At 66.5% G+C, this 26,259-nt stretch carries 27 protein-coding genes and 1 tRNA gene; 18 read left to right on the top strand and 10 right to left on the bottom strand.

The window, feature by feature from the left end; all coding sequences use genetic code 11:
• The first annotated feature begins 46 nt into the window (after positions 1-46).
• From QGN32_RS04675 to QGN32_RS04655, 5 genes are read left to right on the top strand one after another with little or no spacing between them, the layout of a single operon-like run.
• Positions 47-1,324 (top strand): aromatic ring-hydroxylating oxygenase subunit alpha, encoded by a 1,278-nt coding sequence (locus tag QGN32_RS04675; RefSeq protein ID WP_326547483.1) that lies wholly within the window; start codon positions 47-49, stop codon positions 1,322-1,324.
• Positions 1,321-1,644, top strand: a complete 324-nt coding sequence (locus tag QGN32_RS04670) for a hypothetical protein (protein WP_326547482.1) — start codon at positions 1,321-1,323, stop codon at positions 1,642-1,644. Before QGN32_RS04675 ends, QGN32_RS04670 begins: the two co-directional genes overlap by 4 nt.
• Before the next feature lie 6 nt (positions 1,645-1,650).
• Positions 1,651-2,481 (top strand): TauD/TfdA dioxygenase family protein, encoded by an 831-nt coding sequence (locus QGN32_RS04665; RefSeq protein WP_326547481.1) that lies wholly within the window; start codon positions 1,651-1,653, stop codon positions 2,479-2,481.
• Positions 2,478-3,338, top strand: coding sequence for an LLM class F420-dependent oxidoreductase (locus QGN32_RS04660; RefSeq protein WP_326547480.1), 861 nt, complete (start codon positions 2,478-2,480; stop codon positions 3,336-3,338). The genes QGN32_RS04665 and QGN32_RS04660 overlap by 4 nt, the downstream gene beginning before the upstream one ends.
• Before the next feature lie 2 nt (positions 3,339-3,340).
• Complete coding sequence (locus QGN32_RS04655; protein WP_326547479.1) at positions 3,341-3,943, top strand: carboxymuconolactone decarboxylase family protein; 603 nt, start codon at positions 3,341-3,343, stop codon at positions 3,941-3,943.
• Between the two features lie 121 nt (positions 3,944-4,064).
• On the opposite strand, the gene QGN32_RS04650 is transcribed toward QGN32_RS04655, so the two are convergent.
• Complete coding sequence (locus QGN32_RS04650; protein WP_326547478.1) at positions 4,065-4,769, bottom strand: TVP38/TMEM64 family protein; 705 nt, start codon at positions 4,767-4,769, stop codon at positions 4,065-4,067.
• Between the two features lie 148 nt (positions 4,770-4,917).
• On the opposite strand from QGN32_RS04650, the gene QGN32_RS04645 reads away from it, so the two are divergent.
• Both QGN32_RS04645 and QGN32_RS04640 read left to right on the top strand, forming a co-directional pair.
• Positions 4,918-5,364, top strand: coding sequence for an SRPBCC family protein (locus tag QGN32_RS04645; RefSeq protein ID WP_326547477.1), 447 nt, complete (start codon positions 4,918-4,920; stop codon positions 5,362-5,364).
• Entirely contained in the window at positions 5,348-5,908 is a 561-nt protein-coding gene (locus tag QGN32_RS04640; protein ID WP_326547476.1) for a TetR/AcrR family transcriptional regulator, read from the top strand. Before QGN32_RS04645 ends, QGN32_RS04640 begins: the two co-directional genes overlap by 17 nt.
• Here QGN32_RS04640 and QGN32_RS04635 read toward each other — a convergent pair.
• Positions 5,877-6,071 carry a hypothetical protein gene (locus QGN32_RS04635; protein ID WP_326547475.1) on the bottom strand — a complete coding sequence of 65 codons (195 nt, stop codon included), beginning with the start codon at positions 6,069-6,071 and terminating at the stop codon, positions 5,877-5,879. The genes QGN32_RS04640 and QGN32_RS04635 overlap by 32 nt on opposite strands.
• A 184-nt stretch (positions 6,072-6,255) precedes the next feature.
• Here QGN32_RS04635 and QGN32_RS04630 point away from each other — a divergent pair, with 184 nt between their 5' ends.
• Positions 6,256-6,951: an Ntn hydrolase family protein gene (locus QGN32_RS04630; protein WP_326547474.1), complete on the top strand. Its 696-nt coding sequence runs from the start codon at positions 6,256-6,258 to the stop codon at positions 6,949-6,951.
• 59 nt (positions 6,952-7,010) lie between these two features.
• The gene (locus tag QGN32_RS04625; protein ID WP_326547473.1) at positions 7,011-7,655 is read left to right on the top strand and encodes a GNAT family N-acetyltransferase; all 645 of its coding nucleotides are present in this window, start codon (positions 7,011-7,013) and stop codon (positions 7,653-7,655) included.
• A gap of 8 nt (positions 7,656-7,663) precedes the next feature.
• On the opposite strand, the gene QGN32_RS04620 is transcribed toward QGN32_RS04625, so the two are convergent.
• From QGN32_RS04620 to crcB (QGN32_RS04610), 3 genes are read right to left on the bottom strand one after another with little or no spacing between them, the layout of a single operon-like run.
• A complete protein-coding gene (locus tag QGN32_RS04620) occupies positions 7,664-8,731 on the bottom strand; it encodes a DUF190 domain-containing protein (RefSeq protein WP_326547472.1) in 1,068 nt (355 codons plus the stop codon).
• Entirely contained in the window at positions 8,728-9,093 is a 366-nt protein-coding gene (gene crcB, locus QGN32_RS04615) for a fluoride efflux transporter CrcB (RefSeq protein WP_326547471.1), read from the bottom strand. The genes QGN32_RS04620 and crcB (QGN32_RS04615) overlap by 4 nt, the downstream gene beginning before the upstream one ends.
• Positions 9,090-9,488 (bottom strand): fluoride efflux transporter CrcB, encoded by a 399-nt coding sequence (crcB, locus tag QGN32_RS04610; RefSeq protein WP_326548931.1) that lies wholly within the window; start codon positions 9,486-9,488, stop codon positions 9,090-9,092. The genes crcB (QGN32_RS04615) and crcB (QGN32_RS04610) overlap by 4 nt, the downstream gene beginning before the upstream one ends.
• A 65-nt stretch (positions 9,489-9,553) precedes the next feature.
• Between crcB (QGN32_RS04610) and pgm the strand changes: the two genes are divergently transcribed.
• The 3 genes from pgm (at position 9,554) to QGN32_RS04595 (ending at position 12,593) form a co-directional block, all read left to right on the top strand.
• Positions 9,554-11,200: a phosphoglucomutase (alpha-D-glucose-1,6-bisphosphate-dependent) gene (pgm, locus tag QGN32_RS04605; protein WP_326547470.1), complete on the top strand. Its 1,647-nt coding sequence runs from the start codon at positions 9,554-9,556 to the stop codon at positions 11,198-11,200.
• The gene (locus tag QGN32_RS04600; protein ID WP_326547469.1) at positions 11,197-12,465 is read left to right on the top strand and encodes an MFS transporter; all 1,269 of its coding nucleotides are present in this window, start codon (positions 11,197-11,199) and stop codon (positions 12,463-12,465) included. The genes pgm and QGN32_RS04600 overlap by 4 nt, the downstream gene beginning before the upstream one ends.
• A gap of 55 nt (positions 12,466-12,520) precedes the next feature.
• A tRNA-Ala gene (locus QGN32_RS04595) sits at positions 12,521-12,593 on the top strand.
• 131 nt (positions 12,594-12,724) lie between these two features.
• Here the strand turns inward: QGN32_RS04595 and QGN32_RS04590 are convergent.
• Entirely contained in the window at positions 12,725-14,311 is a 1,587-nt protein-coding gene (locus tag QGN32_RS04590) for an HNH endonuclease signature motif containing protein (protein ID WP_326547468.1), read from the bottom strand.
• Between the two features lie 210 nt (positions 14,312-14,521).
• Here QGN32_RS04590 and QGN32_RS04585 point away from each other — a divergent pair, with 210 nt between their 5' ends.
• From QGN32_RS04585 to QGN32_RS04570, 4 genes are all read left to right on the top strand, one after another.
• Positions 14,522-15,280 carry a metalloregulator ArsR/SmtB family transcription factor gene (locus tag QGN32_RS04585; RefSeq protein WP_326548930.1) on the top strand — a complete coding sequence of 253 codons (759 nt, stop codon included), beginning with the start codon at positions 14,522-14,524 and terminating at the stop codon, positions 15,278-15,280.
• Entirely contained in the window at positions 15,207-15,464 is a 258-nt protein-coding gene (locus tag QGN32_RS04580) for a rhodanese-like domain-containing protein (protein WP_326547467.1), read from the top strand. Before QGN32_RS04585 ends, QGN32_RS04580 begins: the two co-directional genes overlap by 74 nt.
• The gene (locus QGN32_RS04575) at positions 15,461-16,738 is read left to right on the top strand and encodes an MFS transporter (protein WP_326547466.1); all 1,278 of its coding nucleotides are present in this window, start codon (positions 15,461-15,463) and stop codon (positions 16,736-16,738) included. The genes QGN32_RS04580 and QGN32_RS04575 overlap by 4 nt, the downstream gene beginning before the upstream one ends.
• Positions 16,739-16,840: 102 nt before the next feature.
• Positions 16,841-18,262, top strand: a complete 1,422-nt coding sequence (locus QGN32_RS04570; protein WP_326547465.1) for a DUF2252 domain-containing protein — start codon at positions 16,841-16,843, stop codon at positions 18,260-18,262.
• A gap of 8 nt (positions 18,263-18,270) precedes the next feature.
• Here the strand turns inward: QGN32_RS04570 and QGN32_RS04565 are convergent, their stop codons facing one another.
• Positions 18,271-20,082, bottom strand: coding sequence for an AMP-dependent synthetase/ligase (locus QGN32_RS04565; protein WP_326547464.1), 1,812 nt, complete (start codon positions 20,080-20,082; stop codon positions 18,271-18,273).
• Positions 20,083-20,318: 236 nt separating this feature from the next.
• Between QGN32_RS04565 and QGN32_RS04560 the strand changes: the two genes are divergently transcribed.
• On the top strand, positions 20,319-20,585 hold the full coding sequence (locus QGN32_RS04560) for a YdeI/OmpD-associated family protein (protein WP_326547463.1): 267 nt from the start codon (positions 20,319-20,321) through the stop codon (positions 20,583-20,585).
• On the opposite strand, the gene QGN32_RS04555 is transcribed toward QGN32_RS04560, so the two are convergent.
• Together QGN32_RS04555 and QGN32_RS04550 are read right to left on the bottom strand one after the other, a co-directional pair.
• Positions 20,586-21,791: an NAD(P)/FAD-dependent oxidoreductase gene (locus QGN32_RS04555; RefSeq protein WP_326548929.1), complete on the bottom strand. Its 1,206-nt coding sequence runs from the start codon at positions 21,789-21,791 to the stop codon at positions 20,586-20,588.
• Positions 21,792-22,199: 408 nt separating this feature from the next.
• Entirely contained in the window at positions 22,200-23,171 is a 972-nt protein-coding gene (locus tag QGN32_RS04550) for an enoyl-CoA hydratase/isomerase family protein (protein ID WP_326547462.1), read from the bottom strand.
• 917 nt (positions 23,172-24,088) lie between these two features.
• Between QGN32_RS04550 and QGN32_RS04545 the strand changes: the two genes are divergently transcribed.
• Positions 24,089-25,246 carry a hypothetical protein gene (locus QGN32_RS04545; RefSeq protein WP_326547461.1) on the top strand — a complete coding sequence of 386 codons (1,158 nt, stop codon included), beginning with the start codon at positions 24,089-24,091 and terminating at the stop codon, positions 25,244-25,246.
• Between the two features lie 8 nt (positions 25,247-25,254).
• On the opposite strand, the gene QGN32_RS04540 is transcribed toward QGN32_RS04545, so the two are convergent.
• Entirely contained in the window at positions 25,255-26,169 is a 915-nt protein-coding gene (locus QGN32_RS04540; RefSeq protein WP_326547460.1) for an NAD(P)H-dependent flavin oxidoreductase, read from the bottom strand.
• Positions 26,170-26,259: the final 90 nt, after the last annotated feature.

The following is a 26,259-nucleotide window of genomic DNA, read 5'->3' as shown; positions in this document are numbered from 1 at the left end:
CGGTACCTTCGGCCCTACCGTCTTCATCCCGGCGGAGGAGAGACCGTTGAGCCACGACAGCCTGGTGGAAAAGCCCGCGAGCGGGCACTGGACCGACGCCTACCCCGAACTCGGCCGCGGGCCGGTGTCGCTTCAGGACTGCGTTTCAGAGGAGTTCTACGAAAAGGAACGCGAACACGTCTTCAAGAAGACCTGGCTGTACGTCGGGCGGGTCGAGCGGGTGCCCAAGTTTGGCAGCTACTTCACCCGGGAGTTCAAGTTTCTCAACACCTCGGTGATCGTTGTCCGCGGCAAGGACGACAAGATCCGGGCCTTCCACAACATCTGCCCGCACCGGGGCAACAAGATGTTGTGGGAGGACGATCCCTTCGAGGAGGTCCAGGGCCGCGCGCCCCTGCTGTACTGCCGCTTCCACGGCTGGCGCTACAAGCTGGACGGCTCGCTGCACTCGGCCACCCGCGCGGATCTGCTGCTCGACTTCGACGCCGACGGCTGCCGGGTGCCGGCGATCCAGTGCGAGGTGTGGGAGGGCTTCATCTTCATCAACCTCAACCCGCACAACACCGAACCGGTGCGCGCTTTCCTCGGCGAGTTGGCGCACGACATCGAGGGGTATCCCTTCGCCGGCCCGCACCAGGTCTACAAGTTCAAGGCCGAACTGCAGTGCAATTGGAAGATCTTCGCCGACGGTTTCGCCGAGAGCTACCACGGTCCGTATCTGCACGCGTCGTCATTCGGCAATCTCACCGCGGAGGCCAAAGAAGCGCTGGACAAGCCGAACCCGTTCACCGACGCGCTGGCGTACCGCATCAAGGGCCCGCACCGGATGTTCTCCTTCTCCGGTGAACCGTCGCGAAAGACGCCGTACTCCAAACCGATCGAGTGCGTGTTCGAGGCCAGTGCGGCCGGCCCGTGGAACAAGCGCACCGATCGTGGGCCGCTGCCCCCGGGGTTGAACCCCACCCGGTCGGAGAAGTACGGCTTCGATTCGTTCCAGTTCTTCCCGAACTTCGTGCTGATCTTCGGGGCGTCCGGCTACACCGTCCACACGCACTGGCCGACGGGTCCGCACTCGCACATCTTCGAGACCGAGATGTACTACCAGCCGCCCAAGACGCACAAGGAGCGCCTCGGCCAAGAGTTGACGGTCACCTTCCTCAACGACATCATCCTCGAGGATGCCAGCCCCTCCGAGGGGCTGCAGGCCATGCTCAACAGCGGTGTGCTGACCCACTTCACGATGAACGACGAGGAGATCCTGCTGCGCCATCTGCACAAGGTCGTCGGCGACTACGTCCGGATCGGTGAGGGGGCACAGGTGTGAACGCCCCTCTGCCACCTGAGTTTTCGCAGCTCGAACACCTCGTGCCCGAATGGGCGATCGAGGACGGGCACGAGCGCTACGTGAAGCGCGTCAACACCCCGATGCAGGAGATCCGCGCCTTCTATGACGAGATCTTCCCCTACGCCGAGGAAGCGGTCGCCTACATCGACAAGTTCGACTACTCCGAACCGCTGCCCGAGGACGTCGCGAACCTGCGTAACCTCCTCTACTCGTTGATCACGGTCTCGCTCGCGGTCGAGTTGTGGAACCAGCCGCGAGTCAAGCATTCGGCCAACACTATTCTGACGAGAGTGAGCTGAGCCGTCGTGAGCCTGACCTCCGCACAACTTGACGTCATCGACCTGACCCCCAGGATCGGCAGCGAGATCAGAACCGACCTCGACACACTGAGCAGCGGCCGGGAGGCCGAAAAGATCCGCGCCACACTGGAACAACGCGGCGTCGTGTTCTTCCGAGGACTGCAGATCAGCGACGAACAACAGGTCACGATCGCCAGAACGCTCGGCACTGTCGTCGCCAACGAGGGCGAAGACGGAATCTACAGGATCTCACTCGACGAGAATGTCAACCAGCGCGCGAAGTACCTCAGGGGCTCGTTGTTCTGGCACTTCGACGGTTCCCTGCAGCCCTATCCGAACCTGGCGACGCTGCTGCGGGCGGTGAAGCTGCCGGAGACCGGGGGAGACACGGAGTTCTGCAACACCTATGCCGCCTACGACGATCTACCGCAGTCGGACAAGGATTTGATCGCCGACCTCCGCGTCGTGCACAGCGCCGAACGGTCGCAGTACTACGTGACACCCGAGATGAGCTACGACGAGATCGCGTTCTGGCAGAAGTCCCCGACGAAGGCGTGCCCCATCGTGTGGACGCACCAGTCCGGCCGAAAGTCGCTGCTGCTCGGCGCGACGGCCGACTACGTGGTGGGGATGCCCGTCGAACAGAGCCGGGCACTGCTTGCGCGGCTTCGTGATTGGGCCACGCAGCCGCAATATGTTTACCGCCACAAATGGGAGGTCGGCGATCTGCTCATCTGGGACAACACCGGGACCATGCACCGCGCGCTGCCCTACGCCGCCGACAGCGGTCGCCTCATGCACCGGACGATCCTGGCCGGCGAGGAGCCGTTGACTTGAGACTGGGCATCGCGACACCCGTCGTCACCAACGTCGCCGGTGCGGCGTTGACGTGGGAGCGGGACGCCACGATCGAGGACATCGGCCGCGTCGCCGAAGCAGCGGACCGGCTCGGCTATCACCACCTCACCTGCAGCGAGCACATCGGCATCCCGGCATCCGAGGCCGGGCGACGCGGAGCCAGGTATTGGGATCCGCTGGCCACCCTGGGATACGTGGCGGCCCGCACCGAACGCATCCGGCTTGCCACCATGACGTTGGTACTCGGGTACCACCATCCGCTGGCGGTCGTAAAGCGTTACGGCACACTGGATCACGTCAGCGGTGGCCGGGTGATCCTCGGGGTGGGCGTCGGGTCACTCAAGGAGGAGTTCGACCTCCTCGGGGCCCCGTTCGACGACCGGGGTCCGCGTGGGGACGACGCCCTGCGGGCATTGCGGGCGTCGCTGTCGAGCAACGAACCGACCTACGACGGCGAGTACTACTCGTTCGGCGGCCTCATCGTCGACCCGTGCGCACTGCAGCCGCACATGCCGATCTGGGTGGGCGGTCGCACCAAACGCTCGCTGCGACGGGCGCTCACCCTCGCCGAAGGGTGGGCCCCGTTCGGAATTCCGGTTGCGACCGCGGCGGAATGGCTGCGGGCCCGTGAGGTGCCGCCCGACTTCGACGTAGTACTGGCCGCCGACCGTCCGCTCGATCCGCTGGACAACCCCGACGCGACGCGGGAGACATTGCGCGCGATGGCGGCGGCCGGCACCACGATCGTGTCCGCGCGGTTCGTCCACCGTTCGGTCGAGCACTACCTCGAGCAGATCCACGCGCTCGCCGAACTGCACCACGCCGACGAAGGATGACCATGACCGAAGACACGGCGGACGTTCCGCTGCTGACGCCGGTGACGGCCGAGGAATGGGGTGACGACGAGTACGCCGCCGTCGGTGCGCTGATGGGGATACCGGGCGAGGACGTACCACGGGCCGGCTCGGGCGAGGCCAGGGACCCGCTCAACTTCGACATCATCGGCGTACTGGCCCGCCACCCGAAGATGGCGCGAAAGTTCCTCGGCTACAACGCTTACCTGTTGCAGCGCGGCGAGCTGCCCCTGCGCCTGCGCGAGCTGGCCGTGCTGCGGCTGGCCCATGCCCGGCGCTCCTCGTTCTTCTGGGGCGAGCACGTGAGGGTCGCCAAGGCCGGTGGCCTTTCGGGCGACGACATCGCCCGGCTCGCGCGCGGCAACGCCGAGTTCGACGGAGTGGACCGGCTGGTGCTCGAGACGACCGACGAGCTGCTCGCTAACGGCCGGGCGACACCCACTGCGTGGCGCCGGCTCGTCGACGAACTCGGCACCCATCAGGCGATGGAGCTGATCTTCGTCGTCGGCACCTACGCCATGCTGGCGATGGCGTGCGACACCTGGCGGCTCGTCCCGCCGCCCGGCAGCGTTGCGCTGCCGGACTAAACGCTGCGAGCCGGCAGCGCAGCGCTCGCTGCGAGCCCTCGTGTGTGAAACGGTGGCGCAAATCAGGCCCGGTTTCCGCCAAATCTTCACACGGGGCGCGCCCTCCTCACCCTCAGCCGACTCAGTCTGGTGCCGGTTCGTCGTCGGTGCGTGCCCGTCCGCGCCAACTCCGCACCCCCCGGTGGGCGGCGAACGCACCGACGACGGCGGTGCCACACCACACCGCGATCGCCGCATATGTCAGCGGCGAGGACAGGTCCGAGATCGACGCGCCCAGCGCGGTGTACACGAAGGCCCGCGGCACGGAACCGATGAACGCGCCGACGGCCATCTGCCACACCGGAACTCCGAACGCGCCGAAGGCATAGGAGGCGAGCGCGTCGGAGATGCCGGGAACGAAGCGCTGCCCGACGACCGCCCACAGGCCTCGTCGCGCGATGAGATCGTCCAGCCGGGCGGCCCGGTCCTCACCGAGAAGCGCGCGGGCACTGTCGCGTCCGGCGCGTCTGCCCAGCAGGCTGGTGACGACCGCGGTCGTGACGGTCGCACCGAGTGTGGCAAACGTGCCGACCACCGGGCCGAACAACACCCCGCTGGTGGCGGCCAGGATCGGGCCGGGCACGAACACCGCGCCGAGCAGACCCGATACCACGACGTAGACCAGCGGAGCGGCGGGACCGGCGGCGGCCACCGTGCGCCGGACGTGCTCGACGTCGACGGCACCGGTGACAGCCACCAGATAGAACAGCCCCAGCAGGAAGGCTGCGAACAGCACCAGCCGGAGAATGTGTCGCCGACGTGTGGTGGGGCGGTCGCTGAGCGTCATGTCGAGGCCATCTTCCCGCACGCCCGACTGCACCTCCGACCCCGAGTGAGAGGCCATGGCTGTTGTGGCGGCGAAAAGACTGCCAGGAATGCTATTTCGGCGACCGGTTTGGCCCTTCTCCGGGACGCCAGCATGTACCATCTGGTACATGATTACCGAGAGCGACGTCGAGATCGACGCACCCGCCGCCGTCGTCTGGGAGGTGTTCAGTGACGTCCAGCGCTGGCCGGAGTGGACGGCCTCGGTGACTCGACTCGTGGCACTCGATGGTCCAGAGCTGGTCGCGGGCAACCGATTCGAGATCAAACAACCCCGCATGCCGAAGTTGGTCTGGACGGTCACCGAGGTGTCGCCGGGCTCGTTGTGGACGTGGGCGCAGCGCTCGCCGGGCGGGCTGACGCTGGCCCGCCACGAGATCATCGCCGAATCCGAGGCGCGGAGCCGAATCCACCAGCGGCTCGAACAAAGTGGTCCGGTCGGGGCTCTCGTAGGGTTGCTGATGCGCTCGATGACCAGGCGCTATCTTGCACTCGAGGGCGAGGGTCTGAAGGCGCGTTGCGAGCAGCTGCATCGGCTCGATGGCCCGACCCCCTGACCTACAGCGGCGGCGGGAGCTACTGGACGCGCTCGTCGCGGACGTCGCCGCCAACGGCATCGGCGACCGGTCGCTGCGCGATCTAGCTGCGGCGGTCGGCACCAGTCACCGCATGCTGCTGCACCATTTCACCTCGCGTGAGGAACTGCTTCTGGCGGTCGTCGGCGAGGTCGAGCGGCGTCAGATGGTGCTGACGCGGGAGTTGCCCGCGGATCCCGCCGAGGCCATCGCAGCGATGTGGGCGAACCTGCGGCGCCCGGAACTGCGTCCGTTCGAGCGGCTGTTCTTCGAGTGCTACGCGCGTGGTGTGCAGGGCGAGCAGCCATTTGCCCGGATGCTTCCGGGCGCGGTCGAGGACTGGCTGTCCCGGGCGCCGATCGGCACGAATCCCGCGATGATGCGTCTCGGCCTGGCCGTGGCGCGCGGCCTGCTGCTGGACCTCGTCGCGACCGACGACCTCGACGGCGTCGACGCCGCGGTCATCGCCTTCGCCGAACTGGTCCGCGCGGATGTCAGTCCTCGCTGCTGCGACGCTCGCCGATGAACTCGAGCAGGCGGGGGTCGTCGGAGGTGAACACGTCGACCTCCTCGCCGCCGTCGCAGCGCAGCAAGGCGACGGTCACGCCGTCGTCGCGGCGGGCGCGCACCTCCCAGATGGCGCCGGAATCCTGCCAACGCTGCAAATCGGCTACTCGGTCCACTGGCATGGCCCTACCATCTCACCGCATGGGTGGCCACCCAAGCATCGAGGTCGCGCGAGGCTATGACCCGCCGATCGACCGAGCGGGTGACCGCCATCGGCGATCTGGACGGAAGTAACGCCGCCGTCCTGCGCAACGTCCTGACCCGAGCGGCGTGAGACGATCGGTTCATGCTTTCGAAACTGCCGCGATGACCGTCGTTCTCGCTATCCGTTGCGCCGACGGATTGGTGGTGGCGTCCGATTCGCAGATCACCGACCCCGGGCGAGGCCTGAGCTATCCGGCCCAGAAGCTGCATTCACTGGGTAAGCGCGCCGCTTGGGGCGGCAGCGGATCACGCGCCGTGCTTCACGACCTCGAGCGGATCTTCGACAAGGAACCAGACGCGATCGTGGAGGCGGACGACGTCGGACATGCCCTTCAGGGTCGCGTCCTGCCGGTGCTCGAACACCACTACAAGAACTTCATCGCAGACGTGCCGGAGGGTAAGTCGGGCGCCACCCCCGCGACGTATGTGCTCGCCGCCGGGTATGCCGACGACAAACCGTTCGTCATCGACATCGATCCGCATGGGCTGATCGGCCACTACGAGGAGATCGGGTTCCACGCCGTGGGCAGCGGGTCGGCGATGGCTCAGCAGGCGCATGCGCTTCTCGCGCACTTCCGAATGGATAAACGCAGTCTCGACTACGGCGTGGTGGCCGCCCTGCGGGTGCTCGACGCGCTGGACGCGACGTCGCCCAGCGTCGGCGGGCCCATGGACATCTGCCATATCACGCCGGAGGTGGCCGAACACCTCGACGAGGACGCGGTCGCCAAGGTCCGTCGAAGCGTGCACCGCTGGACCGACCTCGAACAAAAGGCGCTCGACGATTTGTTCGCCTGAGGCTGCGCGCGAGAGGAAGGTACTACTTACCTTCCTCAATTCGGTAGGGTCGGCGGGCGATGACCGAGATCGACGACGCACCTGCTCCCGTACTCCCGCGGGAGTTGACGGACGTTTCCGAGGCGGTGCGCGAGGTCGCGGCGCCGCCGACGCCGGTCGTCGCCGATCCGTACTTCATCCGGCTCGCCGATCCCGACGCGGACGCACAGATGGTCTCGGAGTGGATGAACCGTCCGCATTTGGTCGAGGCGTGGGAGTACGACTGGCCACCAGAGCGCTGGCACCGGTACCTGAGCGCGCAGTTGGCCGGCGGGTACTCCAGGCCGTTGATCGGCAGCTTCCGTGGGCAGCCGTTCGCCTACATCGAGCTCTACCGCGCCGCGAAGGATTCGATCGCGCCGCGCTACGACGCCGACCCCCACGACATCGGGCTACACGCGGCGATCGCGGAGCTGCGGTTCGTCAACCGCGGTATCGCTCCGATGATGTTGCCGCCGTTGACCGCCAACATCTTCGAGCTAGATCCGCAGTGCCGGCGCATCATGTTCGACCCGGACCACCGAAACAAGGCCGCCCGCAATATCTGCGAGTACGCGGGCTGCGCGTTCCTCGGGGAGCACGACATGTCGAACCGGCGCATGGCGCTGTACGCACTCCCGCGTACCCAGCCCGATGCCGAGCAGACCCAAGGGTCCGAAATCTGAACTGGCGGCTACGGGTAGCGAGCCAGTTGTAAGCTGCCGCGAACTCGACCATCGTCGAGCGAGACCAGCGCCGGCACCAGTTCGCTGGTGACCAGTCCATCTTCGGCAGTCACCTCATCGACGATGTCGAACGCGGCCGCGATCCTGGTCGGGGTGTCCACCACGATCGTGGTGACGGGCACCTGCCGACTCAGTTGTACCAGCCGATCGCCGCGCGGCCGCTGCCCGCCGCGAAAACCCCAGATGCCACGCAGCGCAGTGCAACCGCTCACTGCACCCGACTCGCGAAGTCGACGCACAAGAGCGCGGTGGATGGGCACACCGTCGTACACGGTGGCTTCCGACGTATAGATCATCAACTTCTGCCACAGCGGACGGCCGGCCGAGTCGTGCTGCGGAAGCCCAACGGGGCGGGTGAGAAAGTGCCCGCCGCGCTTGCAGATCTGCACCTTCTCCACCGTGTACAGCGGAGCGGTCAACACCTGCTCGAGGTATTCGATTGCGCGTTGCGCCTGTGCTGCGGCGCCCACGGCGACGATCATCTCGGGCACATCGACGTTTCTACTGAAAAATCGCGCTCGCTTGCGCTGCCCGTGCCGGGTGCCGTCGACGCCGAGAAGCACTGCAGCACCGAAGAATCCGAGGTTGTAGAGCTTGTCGCAGATCGGCCGGTGTGCCGGTCGGTCGGCGATGCGGTCCTGGCGGCCGATATAGACGGTCAGCTTGGTGGCTTCGGGTAGCGCCACGACGGGTGCGTTCGCACTGCCGACGAGCCGGGCTCGCTCGAGGGTGACCAAACCGCGTCGTGTCATCGCCGCCACGTGCTCGGCGAGCGGAGCGACTCTATCGGTGACGTCCACCGCAGCGACGGCGATCGGCGGATCCTCGGACATGCTAAGCGTCCGGTCGGTGCGCACCTGGTGGCGCGGACCGAACCCGCCGATGCCGCGCAGCACGACGCTCGTCGCCAAGCCGGCGTCGGCGTAGAGATCCAGCAGGCCATCGGCAAGGAAGCGGTCACCGACGCGCTCGCGCTCGCCGAAGTACGTCGTCAGCTTGAGGTAGCCGGCGCTCACAGCCGCACCCCGCACCAGATTCCGAATGCCGCCGCCGAGATCCCCAGCGCCACACTGACGACGATATTCGCCGCGGCCGGCAGGCCCTGCCGCTCTTCGCCGACGCGCTGGGTTTCCAGCATCCACGTCGAGAACGTCGTATACGACCCGATCAGCGCCGTGCCGAAGAGCAGAGCGAGATGTGGGCTCAAGGCAAGACCGGACAGCAGGCCCAGGATCAAAGCGCCGCTCACATTGACCGCCAACGTGCCGTAGGGAAACACGCCGTCCACCCGCGCGGACACCGCGCGGTCGACGACGAACCGCAGCACCGCTCCGACGCCCCCGAACACGACGACACCGGCCCACACCGCGACGCTCATCCGCGCACCCGCACTCGCCGCACCAGCGCGGTGGCGGTGTACACGGCGACCAGGCCGGCGAAAAGGCTGGCGCTCAGGTAACCGGCTGCGAGTCCGTAGTGTCGATACTCAAGCATCCTGACGATCTCGACCTGCATGGTCGAGAAGGTGGTCAAACCGCCGCACAGCCCTGTGCCGAGCAGCGGTCGACGGTAGCTCGAGATCGGCAGCCTCTCCAACAGTCGGGTGGTGAAGTAGCCGAGCAGGAACGCGCCGATCACATTGACCACGAACGTCGGCCATGGCCACCGGCCGGGGTCCGGCGCGGCGAGGGTCTCCAGCGTCGCGCGCGCCAGCGTGCCGATCGCTCCGCCGGCGAACACCGCCGCCAATTCCCGTCGGTCGTAACCAAACACAACGGTCAGTATGTCGTGCAGCGCCCGGCTCACGCGGAATCCCGGCGTGGAGCACAATCGGGGGCATGGTGGCCAACCCCCGAGCCGGTCAGCCGGCGCAACCCGAGGACCTCATCGACGTCGCTCAGGTCGTGACGGCGTACTACACCCGGGAACCCGATCCCGGCAACGTCGATCAGCAGGTGGTGTTCGGCACGTCTGGGCACCGCGGGTCCAGCCTCGACGCGGCGTTCAACGAGGCCCATATCGTGGCCACCACGCAGGCCATCGTCGAGTACCGCGCCGCGCAGGGCACCACCGGGCCGCTGTTCATCGGGCGAGACACCCATGCGCTGTCGGAACCGGCGTGGGCGTCCGCGTTGGAGGTGCTGGCCGCCAATGACGTTGTGGCGATGATCGATTCGGCAGACCGATACACGCCGACCCCGGCGGTCAGCCACGCGATCCTGACCTTCAACCGGGGCCGCGAGGGCGGTCTGGCCGACGGGATCGTCGTCACGCCGTCGCACAACCCGCCACGCGACGGCGGGTTCAAGTACAACCCACCCAACGGCGGGCCCGCCGACACCGATGCCACCGGCGCGATCGCCAAGCGGGCCAACGAGTTGCTGCAGGCCGGGCTCAAGGGAGTGAAGCGGGTGCCGCTGGACCGCGCGCTTCGGACCGCGCAACGCCACGACTACCTCGACGCCTACATAGCCGACCTGCCCGATGTCGTGGACCTCCATGCGATCAGCGCCGAGGGCATCCGCATCGGCGCGGACCCGCTCGGGGGCGCGAGCGTCGACTACTGGGGCGCGATCGCCGAACGGCACAACCTCGATCTCACGGTGGTCAACCCGCTTGTCGATGCGACGTGGCGGTTCATGACGCTCGACACCGACGGCCAGATCCGGATGGACTGCAGTTCGCCGAACGCAATGGCCGGGCTTCTTCGGGCGATGAGCGCCAACCCCGGCGCCTACCAGATCGCCACCGGCAACGACGCGGACTCCGACCGGCACGGCATCGTCACCCCCGACGGCGGTTTGCTCAATCCCAACCACTACCTCGCGGTCGCCATCGAGTACCTCTACTCGAATAGGCCGTCGTGGTCGGCGTCGACCGCGGTCGGCAAGACGGCGGTCAGCTCGTCGATCATCGACCGGGTGGTCGCCGGGCTGGGGCGCAAACTCGTCGAGGTGCCGGTCGGTTTCAAGTGGTTTGTCGACGGATTACTCAGCGGAACAACGGGTTTCGGTGGTGAGGAGAGCGCGGGCGCGTCGTTCCTGCGGCGTGACGGGTCGGTGTGGACCACGGACAAGGACGGCATCATCCTGGCGCTGCTGGCCTCGGAGATCCTGGCCGTGACGGGTGAGACGCCGCCGCAGCGCTACGCCGTACTGGCCGAGAAGTACGGTGCGCCAACGTATGCGCGTATCGACGCGCCCGCCGATCGGGAGCAGAAGGCGCGACTGGCCAAGCTGTCGGCCGAGCAGGTCTCGGCGACCGAACTGGCCGGCGAGCCGATCACCGCGAAGCTGACGACGGCACCGGGCAACGGTGCGCCGCTGGGCGGGCTGAAGGTGACGACGGAGAACGCATGGTTCGCGGCGCGGCCGTCGGGAACCGAGGATGTGTACAAGATCTACGCCGAATCGTTCAAGGGTGCCGAACACCTGGCAGAGGTGCAGGAAGCGGCGCGGGAGGTGGTCAATAGGGTCATTGCGTGACCTCTGAGAGATACTGCTCGACCGGGCGCAATCAGGGGACCGAGCCGAAGCTGCCGCGAGAGGTCTGGCTGCTGGTCGGTGCGAACGTGGTGGTCGCGCTGGGCTACGGCGTGGTGGCGCCGGTGCTGCCGCAGTACGCCCGCCACTTCGGGGTGAGCATCAGCGCCGCGACGTTCGTCATCACCGCGTTCGCGTTCATGCGGCTGATCGCCGCGCCGCCCGCCGGGCTGCTGGTGCAGCGACTGGGGGAGCGCCGGGTGTACATCAGCGGCCTGATCATCGTCGCGTTGTCCACGGCGGCGTGTGCGTTCGCGCAGACATACTGGCAACTGCTCTTGTTCCGCTCGCTCGGCGGCCTCGGTTCGGCGATGTTCACGGTGTCCTCGCTGGGCCTGATGATCCGGATCTCGCCCGAGAACGCGCGCGGCCGCGTCGCCGGCCTGTTCTCGACCGGGTTCCTGGTCGGTTCGGTCGGCGGGCCCGTTCTTGGCAGCCTCACAGCGGGCCTCGGGCTGGCGGCGCCGTTCGTGATCTACGGAGCGGCGCTGCTCGTGGCGGCGGGTGTGGTGTTCGTCAGTTTGCGGGGCAGCACGGTTGTGGCAGCCGAGGAATCGTCGGACGTGACGGTGTCCGTGCGCCACGTGCTGCGCCACCGCGCCTACCGCGCAGCGCTGTTCTCCAACTTCAGCACGGGCTGGGCGGCGTTCGGGCTGCGCATCGCGCTGGTACCGCTGTTCGTGGTCGAGGGACTCGGCCACGGCGCGGGTGCCGCGGGACTGGCGTTGGCGACGTTCGCGGTCGGCAACGTCTCGGTGGTCATCCCCAGCGGTTACCTGTCCGACCGGATCGGCCGGCGCACGTTGCTGATCATCGGGCTGACCGTGTCCGCGGTGTCGACGATCCTGGTCGGCTTCACGTCGTCGCTGCCGATCTTCCTGGTCGCGGCGTACGTCACGGGCGCGGCGACAGGCATCTTCGTCGCCCCGCAGCAGGCCGCGGTGGCCGACATCGTCGGCAACGAGGTGCGCGGCGGAACCGCGGTCGCGACTTTCCAGATGATGGCCGACCTGGGCTCGATCATCGGATCGCTGGTAGTGGGTCAGATCGCCGAGCAGGCGTCGTTCGGCTGGGCGTTCGTGGTCAGCGGGGGCATCCTGATGGTGGCGGCGCTCGGATGGGTCTTCGCGCCCGAGACTCGAGGACGGCCGGCCGCACACACGCCGGCCCGCGCGCTGGGACCCGAAGCCGGTGGAGAAGTGCCGTAACCAGCGGTTTTGAGCGCTTCGCGCAGGTGGTGTAACTTCGATGGGCACGACTTCAGGGGCTATGGCGCAGCTGGTAGCGCACCACACTGGCAGTGTGGGGGTCAGGGGTTCGAGTCCCCTTAGCTCCACTCCTTCGAAAGCCCGCCCCAACCTTGGTTGGGGCGGGTTCCGTCGTTCGTTGGCGCACATCAATTCCAGGCATGCTGATGCCACGCCGTCGAATTGGCCGAGGCGCGTGCTGCGATCTCTCGCGCCGGCGTCAAGCCGCCCGGTCTCCCGGGGGCGCCCGCCCGCCGGGCTCACTGGCTCCGGCGGACGACACCGTCGCATCCGATTCGGCTTCTGCGACATGGCTGTTGGTGGCGGGCACTGCAGCATCCGACTCGGCGTTGGCGATCTCATTGTCGTCGACGGGTTCGGCATCGGGCTCCGTGGCCTCAGCCGGGGTGTAGATGGCCTGGTCTTCGAGTTCGTCGTCGGGTCGGAGGAGGCGTTCGGGCCGGTGGTAGTAGTTGAGTCGGGCTTGCCCGGTGTCGAGGTCGGGTGGCGGGAGCCATTCGACCTCGCAGTGGTCGTTCATGCGGGTAGTCCAGCCGCTGTCGGTGTTGACGCTGCGATTGTGAGGTCCGCAGGCCAGCCCCAGTTCGTCGATGTTGGTGTTGCCGCCGTCGGTCCAATCCGCCACCACGTGGTGCGCTTGAGAGCCGTAGGCGCCGACCGTACAGCACGGTTTGGTGCATCCGCCGTCGCGGGCGATCAGCATGATCCGCTGGGCGGGGGAGGCGGTGCGCTTGGTGCGGAACAGATCCAGGGCGGATCCGGTGGCTTTGTCGAACACGGCCAGGTGGTGGTTGGCGTGAGCGGCCAGCCGGATCACATCAGCGATCGGCATGACGGTGCCGCCACCGGTGGTGCCGACCCCGGCGCGAGACTCCAAGTCCTGCAAAGTGGTGCGGATGATGATCGACACCGGCAGCCCGTTGAGCCGGCCGAGCTCACCACTCATCAACGCAATGCGACCTACGGCGACCAGCGCATCGTGCTGACGCTGCGCCAGGCTGCGGTGGTCGTTGTCGATCTGGGCCTGCGTCGGCGTGCCCGAGGTGCACGGCTCAGGATCATCCGGATTGCACATGCCGGGAGCGGCGTATTTCGCGAAGATCGCTTCCCACACCGCCCACGCTTCCGGGGTCAACATCGCCCGCAGCTCCACCATGCCGTCGGCGCCTTGTTTCGACGTCCTGACTCCGCGCTTGCGGGCCCGTTCGATATCCGTGGGTTCCGGGCCATCTTGATCCAGCAGAAACAGCGTCAGGTCGGCGGTATCGGTGAGTTCCTTGGGTCCGACCTTGACCGCCGTACGCACCAGGTCGAGCTCGAACCGCTCGCGGGTGGCCGCGTCCACCCAGCCCGGCAGCTTGTTGACCGATTTCCGGATGACCTCGACATGCTCAGAGTTGATCAGCCCGTGGGCTTGAGCAGCTGCAGTGGCGGGCATTGCCGGCGGCAGTGACGGGCCCGTCACCGCCTGGCGCCGCGCCAACAAATCAGCCTCGGTTAACCGCCGGCTCGCCTCACGCGTTGAGATCCGATAGCGAACCCGCAGGACCTCTTTCCACGAATGGGCACCCATCTCGTGTGGTGTCGTCTCGCACCGCAGACGGGCTAGCAAGCGGTGACTCATCGTCGGCAGCTGACACGACAACGTCTCCCACTCATCGAGGGCAGCCACGAGTTCGTGCCGGGTCAACAGGTCGAAATCGCACGCGGCCACCTCCTCGTAGGCGGCACGCAGACCGGCTATCGCCGCCTGCAACCCGTTCCCCGACATGTCTCGAACATACATTCGAGGTCTGACAAGACAGTCCGGATCGCGATCCAATCAAGCGCGGCCGCCAAGATCGCGTTCCGAGAAACGCGACTGCCTCCGCAGCTCTCTCGTGGCCTTCGTCCGCCTGGATGAGGTTAGTCATGGACCCGCCACGGCGCCGCGCTGACATCTAGAACTAAAGGCTTCGTGAACAAGCCATTCAACTATTACATTGAATAGGTGACTATGGAGGCACCGGCTAAACGCGACTTCAAAGACCGTCTCTACGGGGAGTTCGCCCGCATCGGCAAGGCGGTCGCCAGCCCGCACCGCTTGGAGATCCTCGAACTCCTGGCGCAAGGCGAACGCACGGTGGAATCCATCGCATCAGAGACCGGCCTTTCAGTGGCGAACACCTCCCGGCACCTGCAGCAGCTCCGGCAGACACAACTAGTGCTCGCCCGGCGCGACGGACTGTTCGTCCACTACCGGCTCAGCGGTCCCGAAGTCGTCGGCCTGGTGCTGGCGCTGCGGCTTGCCGCCGAAGAACATCTTGCAGAGGTCGACCGCGTGGTGGGTGACTTCTTCGGTGACCGTAACGGCTTCGAGCCGGTGACGCCAGACGAACTGGCGCGCCGCATGACCAACGGCGAAGTCGTGGTGCTCGACGTGCGGCCCGAGCAGGAGTACGCCGCAGGACACATCGCCGGCGCGCGGTCCATGCCCGTTTCCGGCATGTCGAAGCGCCTTGACGAGCTCCCCAGCGACACGGAGTACATCGCGTACTGCCGGGGACCCTATTGCGTGTACGCCGACGAGGCCGTGGCGATGCTGCGAGCCAATGGACTTAGGGCACAACGGCTTACCGAAGGCTACCCGGAGTGGTGGCTCGCCGGACGACCAGTGCGCACGACGACGAAGTGGTCACCAGGTGCTGGACGTTCGTCAACGTCCGGAGTACTTGAGCGGGCATCTGCCGGGCGCGGTTCATGTCGAACTTGGTGACATTCCCGAACTGGCAGATGACCTTTCAGACGAGCCCGCTATGGTGATGTGCGCTCACGGCGTGCGGGGGATGGGTGCAGCGAGCCGGTTCGAGCGCGCGGGCCACCATGACGAGGTCGTACTGGATGACGGACCAGCTGACTGGGCCGAGTTCACCGGCGGCAAGCTCGGGACCGGCGCATGAGCATGACCGACCAGCCCCGACTCGGATTGCGCGCCAACATCGCCCAATTCTCTCTGCTGGTCGTAGTCAACGCGCTCGTCGGCGGAATGGTCGGCCAGGAACAGGCCGTGCTTCCGCTGCTCGCCGAACAGGAGTTCCATCTCAGCGGCTACACGTTTCTGTTGACCTACGTGCTGGCCTTCGGGATCACCAAGGCCGCCACCAATTACTTCGCCGGAACCTGGTCAGATCGCTTCGGACGCAAGCCAGTGTTGCTGGTCGGCTGGCTGATCGCGATTCCGGTTCCGCTGTTGCTGATTTGGGCGCCATCCTGGGGATGGGTGATTTTCGCGAACGTTCTGCTCGGCATCAACCAGGGCCTTACCTGGTCGACAACGGTGGTGATGAAAATCGACCTCGTGGGGCCGCGGCAACGCGGGCTGGCGATGGGTTTCAACGAAGCCGCCGGCTACGGCGCGGTCGCTTTGACTGCCGTCGTTGCCGGTTACCTTGCCGCCCACTTCGGATTACGCCCGGCCCCGTTCCTCCTTGGCTTGTGTTATGCGCTGATTGGACTGGGCATTTCCGTAATCTTCGTGCGCGAGACCCGCGGGTACGCCCACCTGGAGGCCGAAAACCACCGCGGCACCGAGTTGGGCGCCCACGGCACGCTGTCCAACCGAGAAATCTTCACCCGCACCACCTTGACCGAACCCGCGTTATCGTCGGCGAGCCAAGCCGGGTTGGTCAACAACCTCAACTTCGGACTCTCGTGGGGACTGTTCCCCATCCTGTTCGCGGGTACGGGCATACCCGTCGACCGTATCGGTCTCCTCATCGCGACCTACCCTGCCGTGTGGGGTGCAGGGCAAATCCTGACGGGCGCTTTGTCGGACAGATGGGGCCGCAAACACCTGATCACCGCAGGCATGCTCAGCCAAGCGATCGCCCTTGGCTTAATCGCCCTCGGCGACAGCTTCAGCTGGTGGCTGATGGCCAGTGCATTACTCGGCGCCGGAACCGCCATGGTCTATCCGACACTGCTAGCGACGATCGGCGACGTCGCCCACCCACTGTGGAGAGCTCGCGCCGTTGGGGTGTACCGACTTTGGCGAGACAGCGGTTACGCGGCGGGGGCGATCGTGGGCGGCGTGGCTGCCGACTTGTGGGGACTGCGTGGCGCGGTCTGGGCCGCGGCCGCCATTACCGTTGCCTCTGGACTAGTCGTCGCGACGCGCATGTATGAAACACACCCACGAGACGGGATGTCCTCGATACCCAGCGTGGGTGCTTGAACGGGTGGGCGGGTTGAGCGCCGATCTCGAACGGATCCTCTTCGTCGAGCATGGTCACGGCTCCTGCTGGACTCTTCTCGCCAAACGAGGTATTCAGCTCATATGGATGGCGTCGCGGCTCCCGGGATGCACACGGTTCTCGCCGAGGCGGATGGCACTGCTTATCGGTCGTTGCGCCAGCGACCGATCACCCGGGCCGAGCGCTATGCCCTCGGCAAGAGCCTGCGTAAGCGGGTGCCGCGCAAGTCATTAGCCGACTGGACGGCACGCTCTGATCGTCCCGACCCGGTCGAACTCATCAACATCAGCCACCGGGGCCGGGTCGATCGGCTCGTCCCGATCCGGGTGGGGCGCATGGTGGATTCGCCGTACGGATTTCTGCGCGGTGCTGCCGTGGTGATGGCCGAGGACGTGGCGCATCTACCCGCGACTGGGATCACACCCGTGGTCTGCGGCGACTCGCACTTCGGCAATTTCGGGTTCTATGCCTCTCCCGAACTGGATCTCGTGATCGATCTCAACGATTTCGACGAGGCGCACCCGGGCTGCTGGGAGTGGGATCTGCGCCGGTTGGCCGCCAGCATCTGGGTTGCCGGGCGCCAGAACGGGACCTCCGAAGACCACTGTGGCAACGCAGTACGGTCCTGTGTGGCCTCCTACCGCGGCGAGTTGCGTCGGCTCGCCGACCTGCCGCTGTTCACAAGGGCTTTCGTCCGGCTCGACGTCGACAGGCTGGCCGCCGAGACGGCAGGACCGCTCAACGAACAGGTCATGCGGTCGGCGAAGCGGGCGCGACACCGCACCGGCGACCGAGCGCTGCCGCGCTTCACCCACGAGGTCGATGGTGAGCGGAAGATCGTCGAGGAACCGCCCCTTATCACGCGACCGCCCGCCCGGGAATCGGAATTGCTGGCCGAGGCGCTCGACAAGTATCTGGACACGTTGCCTCCGTTCTGGCGGCGCGTACTCGGTGGCTACACCTTGGTTGACGTCGCACACAAGGTCGTCGGGGTAGGCAGCGTCGGCCTGCGCGCCTACGTGGCGCTGCTGGAGGGCTCGTCGGACGAGGATGTTGTTTTTCTACAGCTCAAGCAGGCCCGCCGATCGGTTTTGGGGCGCTACGTGCACGGCGAATCGGCATGGCACGCGCACCAGGGGCAGCGTGTCGTGGAGTACCAGCAGTCCCTGCAGACAGTCAGCGACCCACTGTTGGGCTGGACGAGCATGGACGGGCTGCAATACTACGTCCGCCAATTCCGAAACATGAAGGGGCGCATCTCTTTAGACACTATCGACGCGGTCGCGCTCTCTGATTACGCCGGAGTGGTGGGCCAGCTCCTCGCCAAGGGCCACGCCAGAACCAGCGGTGCCTCGATGATCGCCGGGTACATGGGCAGCTCCGATCGCGTCGATAAGGCGTTGTGCAAGTTCGCACGGCGCTATGCCGACCAGACCGAAGCCGACCACGCCGCGCTCGTCGCCGCGGTCGACCGGGGACTGCTTCCCGTCGAGCGGGGAGTTTAGGAAGCGACTCAGGAATAAAACGAGTCGAGGAGTTTTTGATTCTTCTCCTCGACGACCGACCGCTTGACCTTCAGCGACGGCGTCAGCTCACCACCTTCTATGGAGAGGTCGTGGTCGAGAAGCTCCCACTTCTTGATGGTTTCCCATCGGTTCAACTCCGAGTTGAGCTCGTCCACATACCCACCGACCATGTCGCGCACCGCATCCGACTTCACCAGATCGGCGTAGCTCTTTTCGCTTAGGCCGTGCTGCTTGGCCCATCCCGATAGCGCATCGGGATCCAGCGTGATCAGCGCAACACAGAAGTTACGGGATTCACCGAAGACCAGAATGTGGCCCGCATACGGACAAAGCGCCATGAACTTGCCTTCGATGGCCGGTGGCGCGACGTACTTGCCGCCCGAGGTCTTGAACAACTCCTTGATGCGACCGGTGACCGTCAGGAAGCCGTCCTCGTCCAACTGACCCTTGTCACCGGTGCGCAGCCAGCCGTCGTCGGTCAGCGTCTCCGCCGTCTTGTCGGGAAGGTTGTGGTAGCCGTCCATCACGCACGGGCCCTGCAGTTGCACTTCACCGTCCTCGGCGATACGCACCGATGTGCCCGCGAACGCCTGTCCGACGGTGCCCAGCTTGTAGCTGTCGGGCCGGTTGATGAACGCACCGGCCGCGGTCTCGGTCAGCCCGTAGCCTTCCAGGATGAGCAGGCCGGCGGCGTGGAACCACTCCGCGATGTCGCGGTTCAGCGGCGCCGAACCGGAGATGAAGAACTTGATGCGTCCGCCGAACACCTCCCGCACCTTGCTGAAGACCAGGCGGTCGAAGGCGCCGTGCGCGACCTTCAGCGCCAGCGGGATGTCCTTGCCCGCGAGTCGGTAACGGTCGGCACTGCGTCCTACGGCGAAGGCCGCGGTGAACAGCTTCTCCTTCACGCCCTCCTGAGAGGCGACGACCCGCGCGTGAGCCTTCTCGAAGATGCGCGGAGCGGCGCCCATGAATGTCGGTTTCACCTCGGCCATGTTCGGGACGATCCTGTCCACGCGGCCGTCGATCGCGCTGGCGAAGCCACACGCCAGCTGCGCCGTGATCAACACCTTGCCGAACGCGTGGGCTAGCGGCAGCCACAACAGCTGCAGGTCGTCCTCGTGCAGGATGTCGAAGTCGGCGACGGTGGTGCCCTCGTACACCCACGCACGATGCGGCAACTTCACGCCCTTGGGTTTGCCAGTCGTGCCCGACGTGTAGATCAGCGTTGCCAACATCTCCGGCGTGATCGAGTCCGCCGTCGTCCGCACGCAGTCGGGGTGATCAGCGAGGTACTTCTTGCCGACGTCGGCCAACTCGGTGATCGTGATGACTTGCTCACCGTCGCCCGATCCGTCGAAAAGCACGACCTTCTCGAGGCTCGGCAGATCGTCGCGGCGCTCTTTCAGTTTCTCCAGCTGTGCCTCGTCCTCGGCAAAGACGATCCGGGATTGTGAATCGCTCAAGATGAAGGCGGTGTCGGTTGCGTTGGTCGTGGGGTACACCGTGGTGGTCGCGGCCCCGGCACACATGATTGCCAGATCCGCGAGGATCCACTCATATCTGGTGCTCGACGCGATGCCGATACGTTGCTCAGGTTGAATGCCCAGCGCCAACAGTCCGGCCGCCAACTCCTCGACCTCCTCCGAAGCCTCCTGCCAGGTCACCGATACCCAGCGGTCACCCTCGAGTTTGCGAAACGCTTCCCGGTCGGCAGATTTCTGAACGCGGTCGAAGAACATGGCGGCCACGTTCAGGGGCGACATGGTCGTGGGCTCTTGATTGGTTTCGGTCGACATCACTGTCTCCTGGTCGGGATCTCTTCTACGTCACCGCGAGGCGCGATGCCGCTAGTGTTGCTCCTTTGATACCCAATGCGGGGAGGTATGACGCGAAAGGGCCGTTAAACGTCGATTTCGCCGTCTGACTGCACCCGTCGCCCCCCGGCGCGGGGCACCGGGAGTTGGCGAACTCTCCGATGGTCAAGCCGGACCGCATCCGTCCAGCCTGCCCTCCAGCGCGTTATCATGCGGCCATGGGCGGCTCGCGAGTCTCCGGCGGCGTGGTGCACGAACTGCCGGTGGATCTGCGTAAGGCATTGCTGGCCAACGACACCGCGCTCGCGGCCTGGAACGACATCACGCCGCTGGCGCGCAACGAGTTCATCTGCTGGGTCGAGGACGCCAAGCAGGAGAAGACCCGCGAACGGCGGATCCGCCGAACGCAGGAGGAACTCGAAGAGGGCAAGCGCCGGCCGTGCTGCTGGCCCGGCTGCAAGCACCGCGAGCGCACCGGCAGGTAGTCACCGCTCGTAGGCCGGTGCCGACTGCAGTTCGGGCGCGGCCGCGGCAAGCAGTTCGCCGCGGTCGCCCGTCAGCGGGGGATAGATGCGCTCCCCGTTGATGATCCGCTTCGTCGCCTTGGCCGCCGCACCGGTGCTCACGACCCGGCGATCCCAGCCCTCGGTGTACACCGCACCGGCCGGGCCCAGATCGAGCACCGTGACATACCACGGGATCCGAAGCGGCATCATGGGCAGCTCCAGCAGGTCGCCGATGACGTTGTAGCCCGCGTAACGACCCATCGGGCGACCGTGCTGACACGACATCACCGACAGGTGCTCGTCGTCCATTCGTGCCGCGGCCACGTCACCCGCGGCGAACACACCGCTCACGCCCTCGACCCGCAGATAGTCGTCTACCGGTAGGCGGCCGAGTCCATCCAGCGGCACGCCCAACTGGGCGGTCAGCGGGTTGGCTCGCATACCCGCACACCAGACGACGGTGGCCGCCGCGATCATCTCACCGGTCGAGAGCGTGATGCTTCGGGCACCGACCTCCGTGACGCCGACTCCGGTGAACGCCTCAATTCCGTTGTCGGCCATCGCCTTTTCGATGATCGACCGCGCCGAGTCACCCATATCCGAGCCGATGTACGGATTCCGGTCGACGAGCACCACTCGCGGTTTCATCCGAGGGCCGAGTACCTTCGCCAGCATCGCGGGCAATTCGCTGGCGGTCTCGATGCCGGTGAGGCCCGCGCCGACGACGACAGCGGTTGCCGACGCGACGTCGTCGGGCCGCAGCCCGCAGAGGTGTTCATGCAGACGTATGGCCCCGTCGTAGGTGTCGACGTCGAACCCGAACTGCGGCAACCCCGGAATGTCGGGTTTGGCGACGCGGCTGCCCGCCGCCAGCACGAGGCGGTCGTAGCCGAGCGTGGCGCCGTCGGCGGTGCCCACCGTAGCAGCGGCCGGATTGATTCCGGTCACCTCCGCGGTCACATGCCCGACGCCGGCCGGACCCAGCAACTGCGACAGGGGGATCCGGCACGGCGTCAGGTCCGCTTCGTAGTTGCGCACCCGAATGTCGTGGTAGGGCCGCGAGCTGACGACCGTCACGTCGACCGCGTCGGCCCCGACCTCGTCGAGGCGGCGCGCGGCACCCAGCGCGGCCCACAGTCCGGCGAACCCGGACCCGATCACGAGAACGCGCGCATTCGCCCGCATCGTCCCATCGTCGTGCCGCGGTGCGCCTTGGAGCAAGGCATCGACCAACCCTGGCGCATCGGTTTCTACCGCACGGTCGCGATCGGCCGGTTCTGATGGACCCTCACGTAAAGTCGGCGGACCGGCGCCGATGGCGTCAGTGGCCGTCGCGCTCTTGGCCGCACCGATCCCCGCGCCGTAACCGGTGGGCGAGGTCGGCGGCGTCATGACGCCGGGTCGACGTGCTCAATCGGGCTGCCCACGTCTTGATGGACACCGAGATGATGTCCGGCTTGCGTTGGGCTCTTCCGCGGTCGGTACGCCGTGCCGGAAGTCGTCGAATTCGTCGAGCCAGACCGGCGCGCGGTTGGTCAGCGACCCGGTCGGCCACCTCGACGATCCGAAAGCCGGTCAGCGCGGACGTGCCGGTCAGGGCTTGCTGCGTCCCGACCGGCTCAGCCGCCACTCCGGCGGGTAGTTCAGGTCGTTGTCCTTGACCACGTTGTTGAGGCCCTTCTCAAAGGTGCCCTCGGTGAGGTCGACGTCATTGCGCTGATCGTTCTGGATGAGCGGCAACATGCCTTCGACCATGCCGGTCAACAGGCTGCCGAAGTACTCGCCCTTGTGCTGCTTGTACAGCTCGAGGAACGTCTTCTGCACGGCGACGGTGTCGGTGGGACGGGATTTCGAGCAGGCCAGCGCGTACTTCTCGGTCTCGGCTTGCAGCTTGTCCTTGGGCACCACGCTGTTGAGGAACCCGCAGTCGTACATCTCCTTCGCACTGAAGGGCCGTCCGGTGAACAGCATCTCGGAGAACTTCCGCAAGCCCATCGTCTCGGCCCACCACCACAGCCGTGGCCCCCACCCGACATAGCGGAAGGCCGGATGGCCGAAGAGCGCGTCGTCGGAGGAGATCACCAGATCGGCGTCCCCGGCCTGATAGAAGTGCCAGCCGTAGCAGTACCCCTTCGCCTCGACGATGCTGATCTTGCGGAGCTCTTGCAGCGGCCGGTTGCCCGCGCGCGCCTTGGCGTAGAAGTCGGTCACCGTCGAGAGATAGCGGTACGAACCCCCGGGCGGGTACTTGACGTCATCATCGTTGATCGCGAGTTCGTGCAGCAAAGGCATGCCGGGGTTCTCCAACATGTCGCGCTGCTCGGGCAGGTCGCCGCCGCTGCCGAAGTCCTCGCCCTCGCCCCGGATGACGACGACCTTGACGTCGTCGTCGACGTTGCATTTGTGGATCAGGTCGGCGTAGAGCTGGCGCATGCCCATCGTGGTGGAGTTCTGGGCCTCGGGTCGGTTGAATGTGATGTAGGCGATCCGGTTCTTGCGGTCCTTCTCGAACCTGATGTGCTGTTCGGCTTCCCGCTTCATCTCTTCGTAGTCGTACTCCGGCATGCTCGGCTCCTCCAATTCGTCTCAACTGGGTAGGCGGCCCGGGTAACCGGGCAGCTGAACGCCGCGGTGTAAGCGACGAACACCTTCGTCAACGCTGATCGACATCCGACTCCGCCTTCCACCGAACCGCACAGGGAAGCGATGGCGCCACGCGCCATCGCTTGCGGACAGTCTGTCAGCGCTCGACGGGGAGGGGGCCGTTTGTACTGTCCGCTTAAACAGCGCGAGTCGTCGCCCCTAAGGGAACGTTTTCCCGGCTACCGAATCGTCACCGAGATCAGCCCGCCACAGATTTGTTTTCGAGGACGGGGAGTAAACATTCAGGCCGGATCCAGCGGCCCGGACCGGGCGGCCGAAATCGCCCTGCTTGCCCCGCTGACCTGCTTCGACGGACCCCAGATTGCCACCGTTGGGGTCCATGACGGCAGTTCGAAAACCAGCACGCCATCGGGCCGTAGTCCTATTGATCTTGACCAGCCATTCCGCCGGGTCGTTCAATGGGCAAAGACTTACCCGGTGCTCCCCAGAATCCTCGCCGATACCTCTGTATTGCGGGGCCGTTCATGTGTCACAATCGTGTTTCGAACCCTCTGCAACGAGGGTTCGTTTTCGGACGGAGGGGAACCATTTCCACGTCGCCTTTGCGCATCACGGCGGGTGTCTGTGTACTCGCTGCCGGGTTGCTGTTGGGTGCCGGCGGTGCCATCGCCAGTGCTGACCCCGGCTCGGACGGCGGTGCGAGTAGTGGTTCGACGGGGGCTAGCGAGGGTTCCTCCGCGACCGACACAGGTGCCGACGCGTCCAGCGCACCGAGTGAAAGCGCCACCAACACCCAGTCCCGCATAACGCGTCGCATCCCCAGCTTCACCAGGCTCTCCCCGACACGGCAGGGCCGATTCCACCGTCCGACGACCATCGTGCGGGGCGGCATCGTGCGGGGCGGCGTCGACGTCGGCGCCCAGAACCGCAAGGGGTCGCAGGTCGGCACGGCGACCGCGGCCGAATCGGAGTCCGAGCCCACCGTCGAAACCGGAACTGCACCCGCCGTCGAAACCGGAACTGCGCCCGCCGTCGAGGCGCAGGAGAGCGAGACCGCCCCCGCCACACAAGAACTCGCCACCGAGACGGAACCCAACACCGGGGCTGCCGGTCAGTCGGTGGCGACGGTGCAGACGGCGCCCGCGGACGCCTCGGCGACTTCCTCGAACTCCGGCCCCATCGCGGACGCCACGGGGACCCCGCAGGCGGCGACGGCCCCGGTCCCGCCAACCAGTGACCCAGTGGCACCCCGTTCCAAGAGTGCCGATCCCCTCACCAACGCGTTCGTCAGCATCAACGGCGCGATGACGACGTGGTCCGAGTCGCTCGCTGCGCTGCCGACCTCGCAGACACCGATCAGAGACGTCATCACGTCGCTGGAGACGATGGTGACGACGGTGGTCGGCGCGGTCACCCGGATGCCGGGAGATTTTTACGCCATGCTCGGGATGCCCGCTTCTGCCGGTCCGCCCCAATCGCTGATCGGCGGGAGCGGTTCGCTGCACGCCGGAAGGGTGGGCGCCCCTGCCGACGGACCGTTCGTCGGGCCGCATGCCGGCGAGGTCGTCGTGCATACCGTGGCTCCCGCGCCCGGCGCCCGGCTCTTCGGCACCATGGCCCCGCGGCCGCAGCCGGAGAAGGTGGCCAGCAGCGGGGTTCAACCGCTGTCAGTCTCGGGAACCGTGCCGCTGAAGCCCGCCGCCACCCCGGTCAGTGCGAAGTCCATCTTCGAGCACGTCATCGAAGCCGTTCTCGTCCCGGCATCCCTGACGGCGCTGGCGGCCATGGCGCTGCCGGGGGTCGGCGCCCTTCTCGTCGTCGCCGCGGCGGGAGTACGGGTGGGTTACCGGCAAGCCAAGGCCGGCCTGGCGCTACGGGCCTCGGGCATCGCGCGGTTCGCCGGGCCCGGACCGCTGGGGATCGCCCGCTCGGCTTCGATGGTCGTTCTGCGCCAGCGAGCCCGTGGCCCACGGACCAAACGCGCGGTGTGTCCGGAAGCGGAGCGGACGGCGCGCACCCTCGAACGCGTCGCCTAGGCCCACGGTCACGTCCTCGACTTGGCGGCGGCCAACGCGGCCTCGATCTCGGTCCATGTGCGCCGCACGATCTGGGCTACCGGCAGCAGTTCGTCGATCCGCGATGACACCTGACCCGTGTTGGCCACGCTGGCGTCCATATCGCCGTCGAAGTACAGCTCGGTGATCTTACCCAACAGCCGGGCGTTCGGGCCCTGCGCCGCGACCTGCGCGGCCAGACCGGTGCGCAACACCCGCATCGTCGGGTTGCCCGGGATGTCAAGTAGCACGGTGCCCGCGTCGTCGGCGGTGACGATGGCATCCTTGAAGTTCGCGTGGACGGCCGCTTCCGTACTGGCCAGCATCCGCGTGCCCATCTGGACACCCTCGGCGCCGAGCACCACGGCCGCGGCCGCGGATCGCGCGTCGCACATCCCGCCCGCCGCGATGATCGGCAAGTCGACGTTCTCGGCGACCAGCGGAAGCAGCACCATGGTCGACGCACCGAGCAGCGACTTGAATCCGCCACCCTCGACGCCCTCCACCACCAACGCGTCGACGCCGACATCGGCGGCCTTGCGCGCGCCCTTGAGTGACCCGACGACATGCACGACCGTCATTCCCGCGTCATGCAGGCGCCCGGTGAACAGGGCCGGATCACCCGCTGAGGTGAAGACGTGGCTCACGCCGGCCGCCGCCAGCGTGTCGACGATCGACGGGTCGGCCTTCCAGCCCTGGATCATCAGGTTGGCGGCGACGGGCTTGTCGGTGAGACTGCGCACCCGGACCAGATCCGCGCGGCCTTCCTCGGTCAGCGTCTCGATCATGCCGAGGCCACCGGCCTCGGATACCGCCGCAGCGAGTTCAGCGCGGGCGATGTAGGTCATCGGCGCCTGCACGACGGGAAAGTCGACGCCGAGAAGCGCCTGGATTCGGTTGGCCACGAAGTCATTCTGAGGTCACGCCGACACCCGGCGAAATCACGCTGGTGACTTTTACATTGAGTGCTCTATGATTTGTCGCGACCGACCCCG

Origin of the sequence: Mycolicibacterium sp. ND9-15 (assembly GCF_035918395.1) — a bacterium.
Classification (GTDB): domain Bacteria; phylum Actinomycetota; class Actinomycetes; order Mycobacteriales; family Mycobacteriaceae; genus Mycobacterium.
The sequence above is the reverse complement of the archived record's forward strand: the minus strand, read 5'-3'. Positions and strand labels throughout refer to the sequence as shown.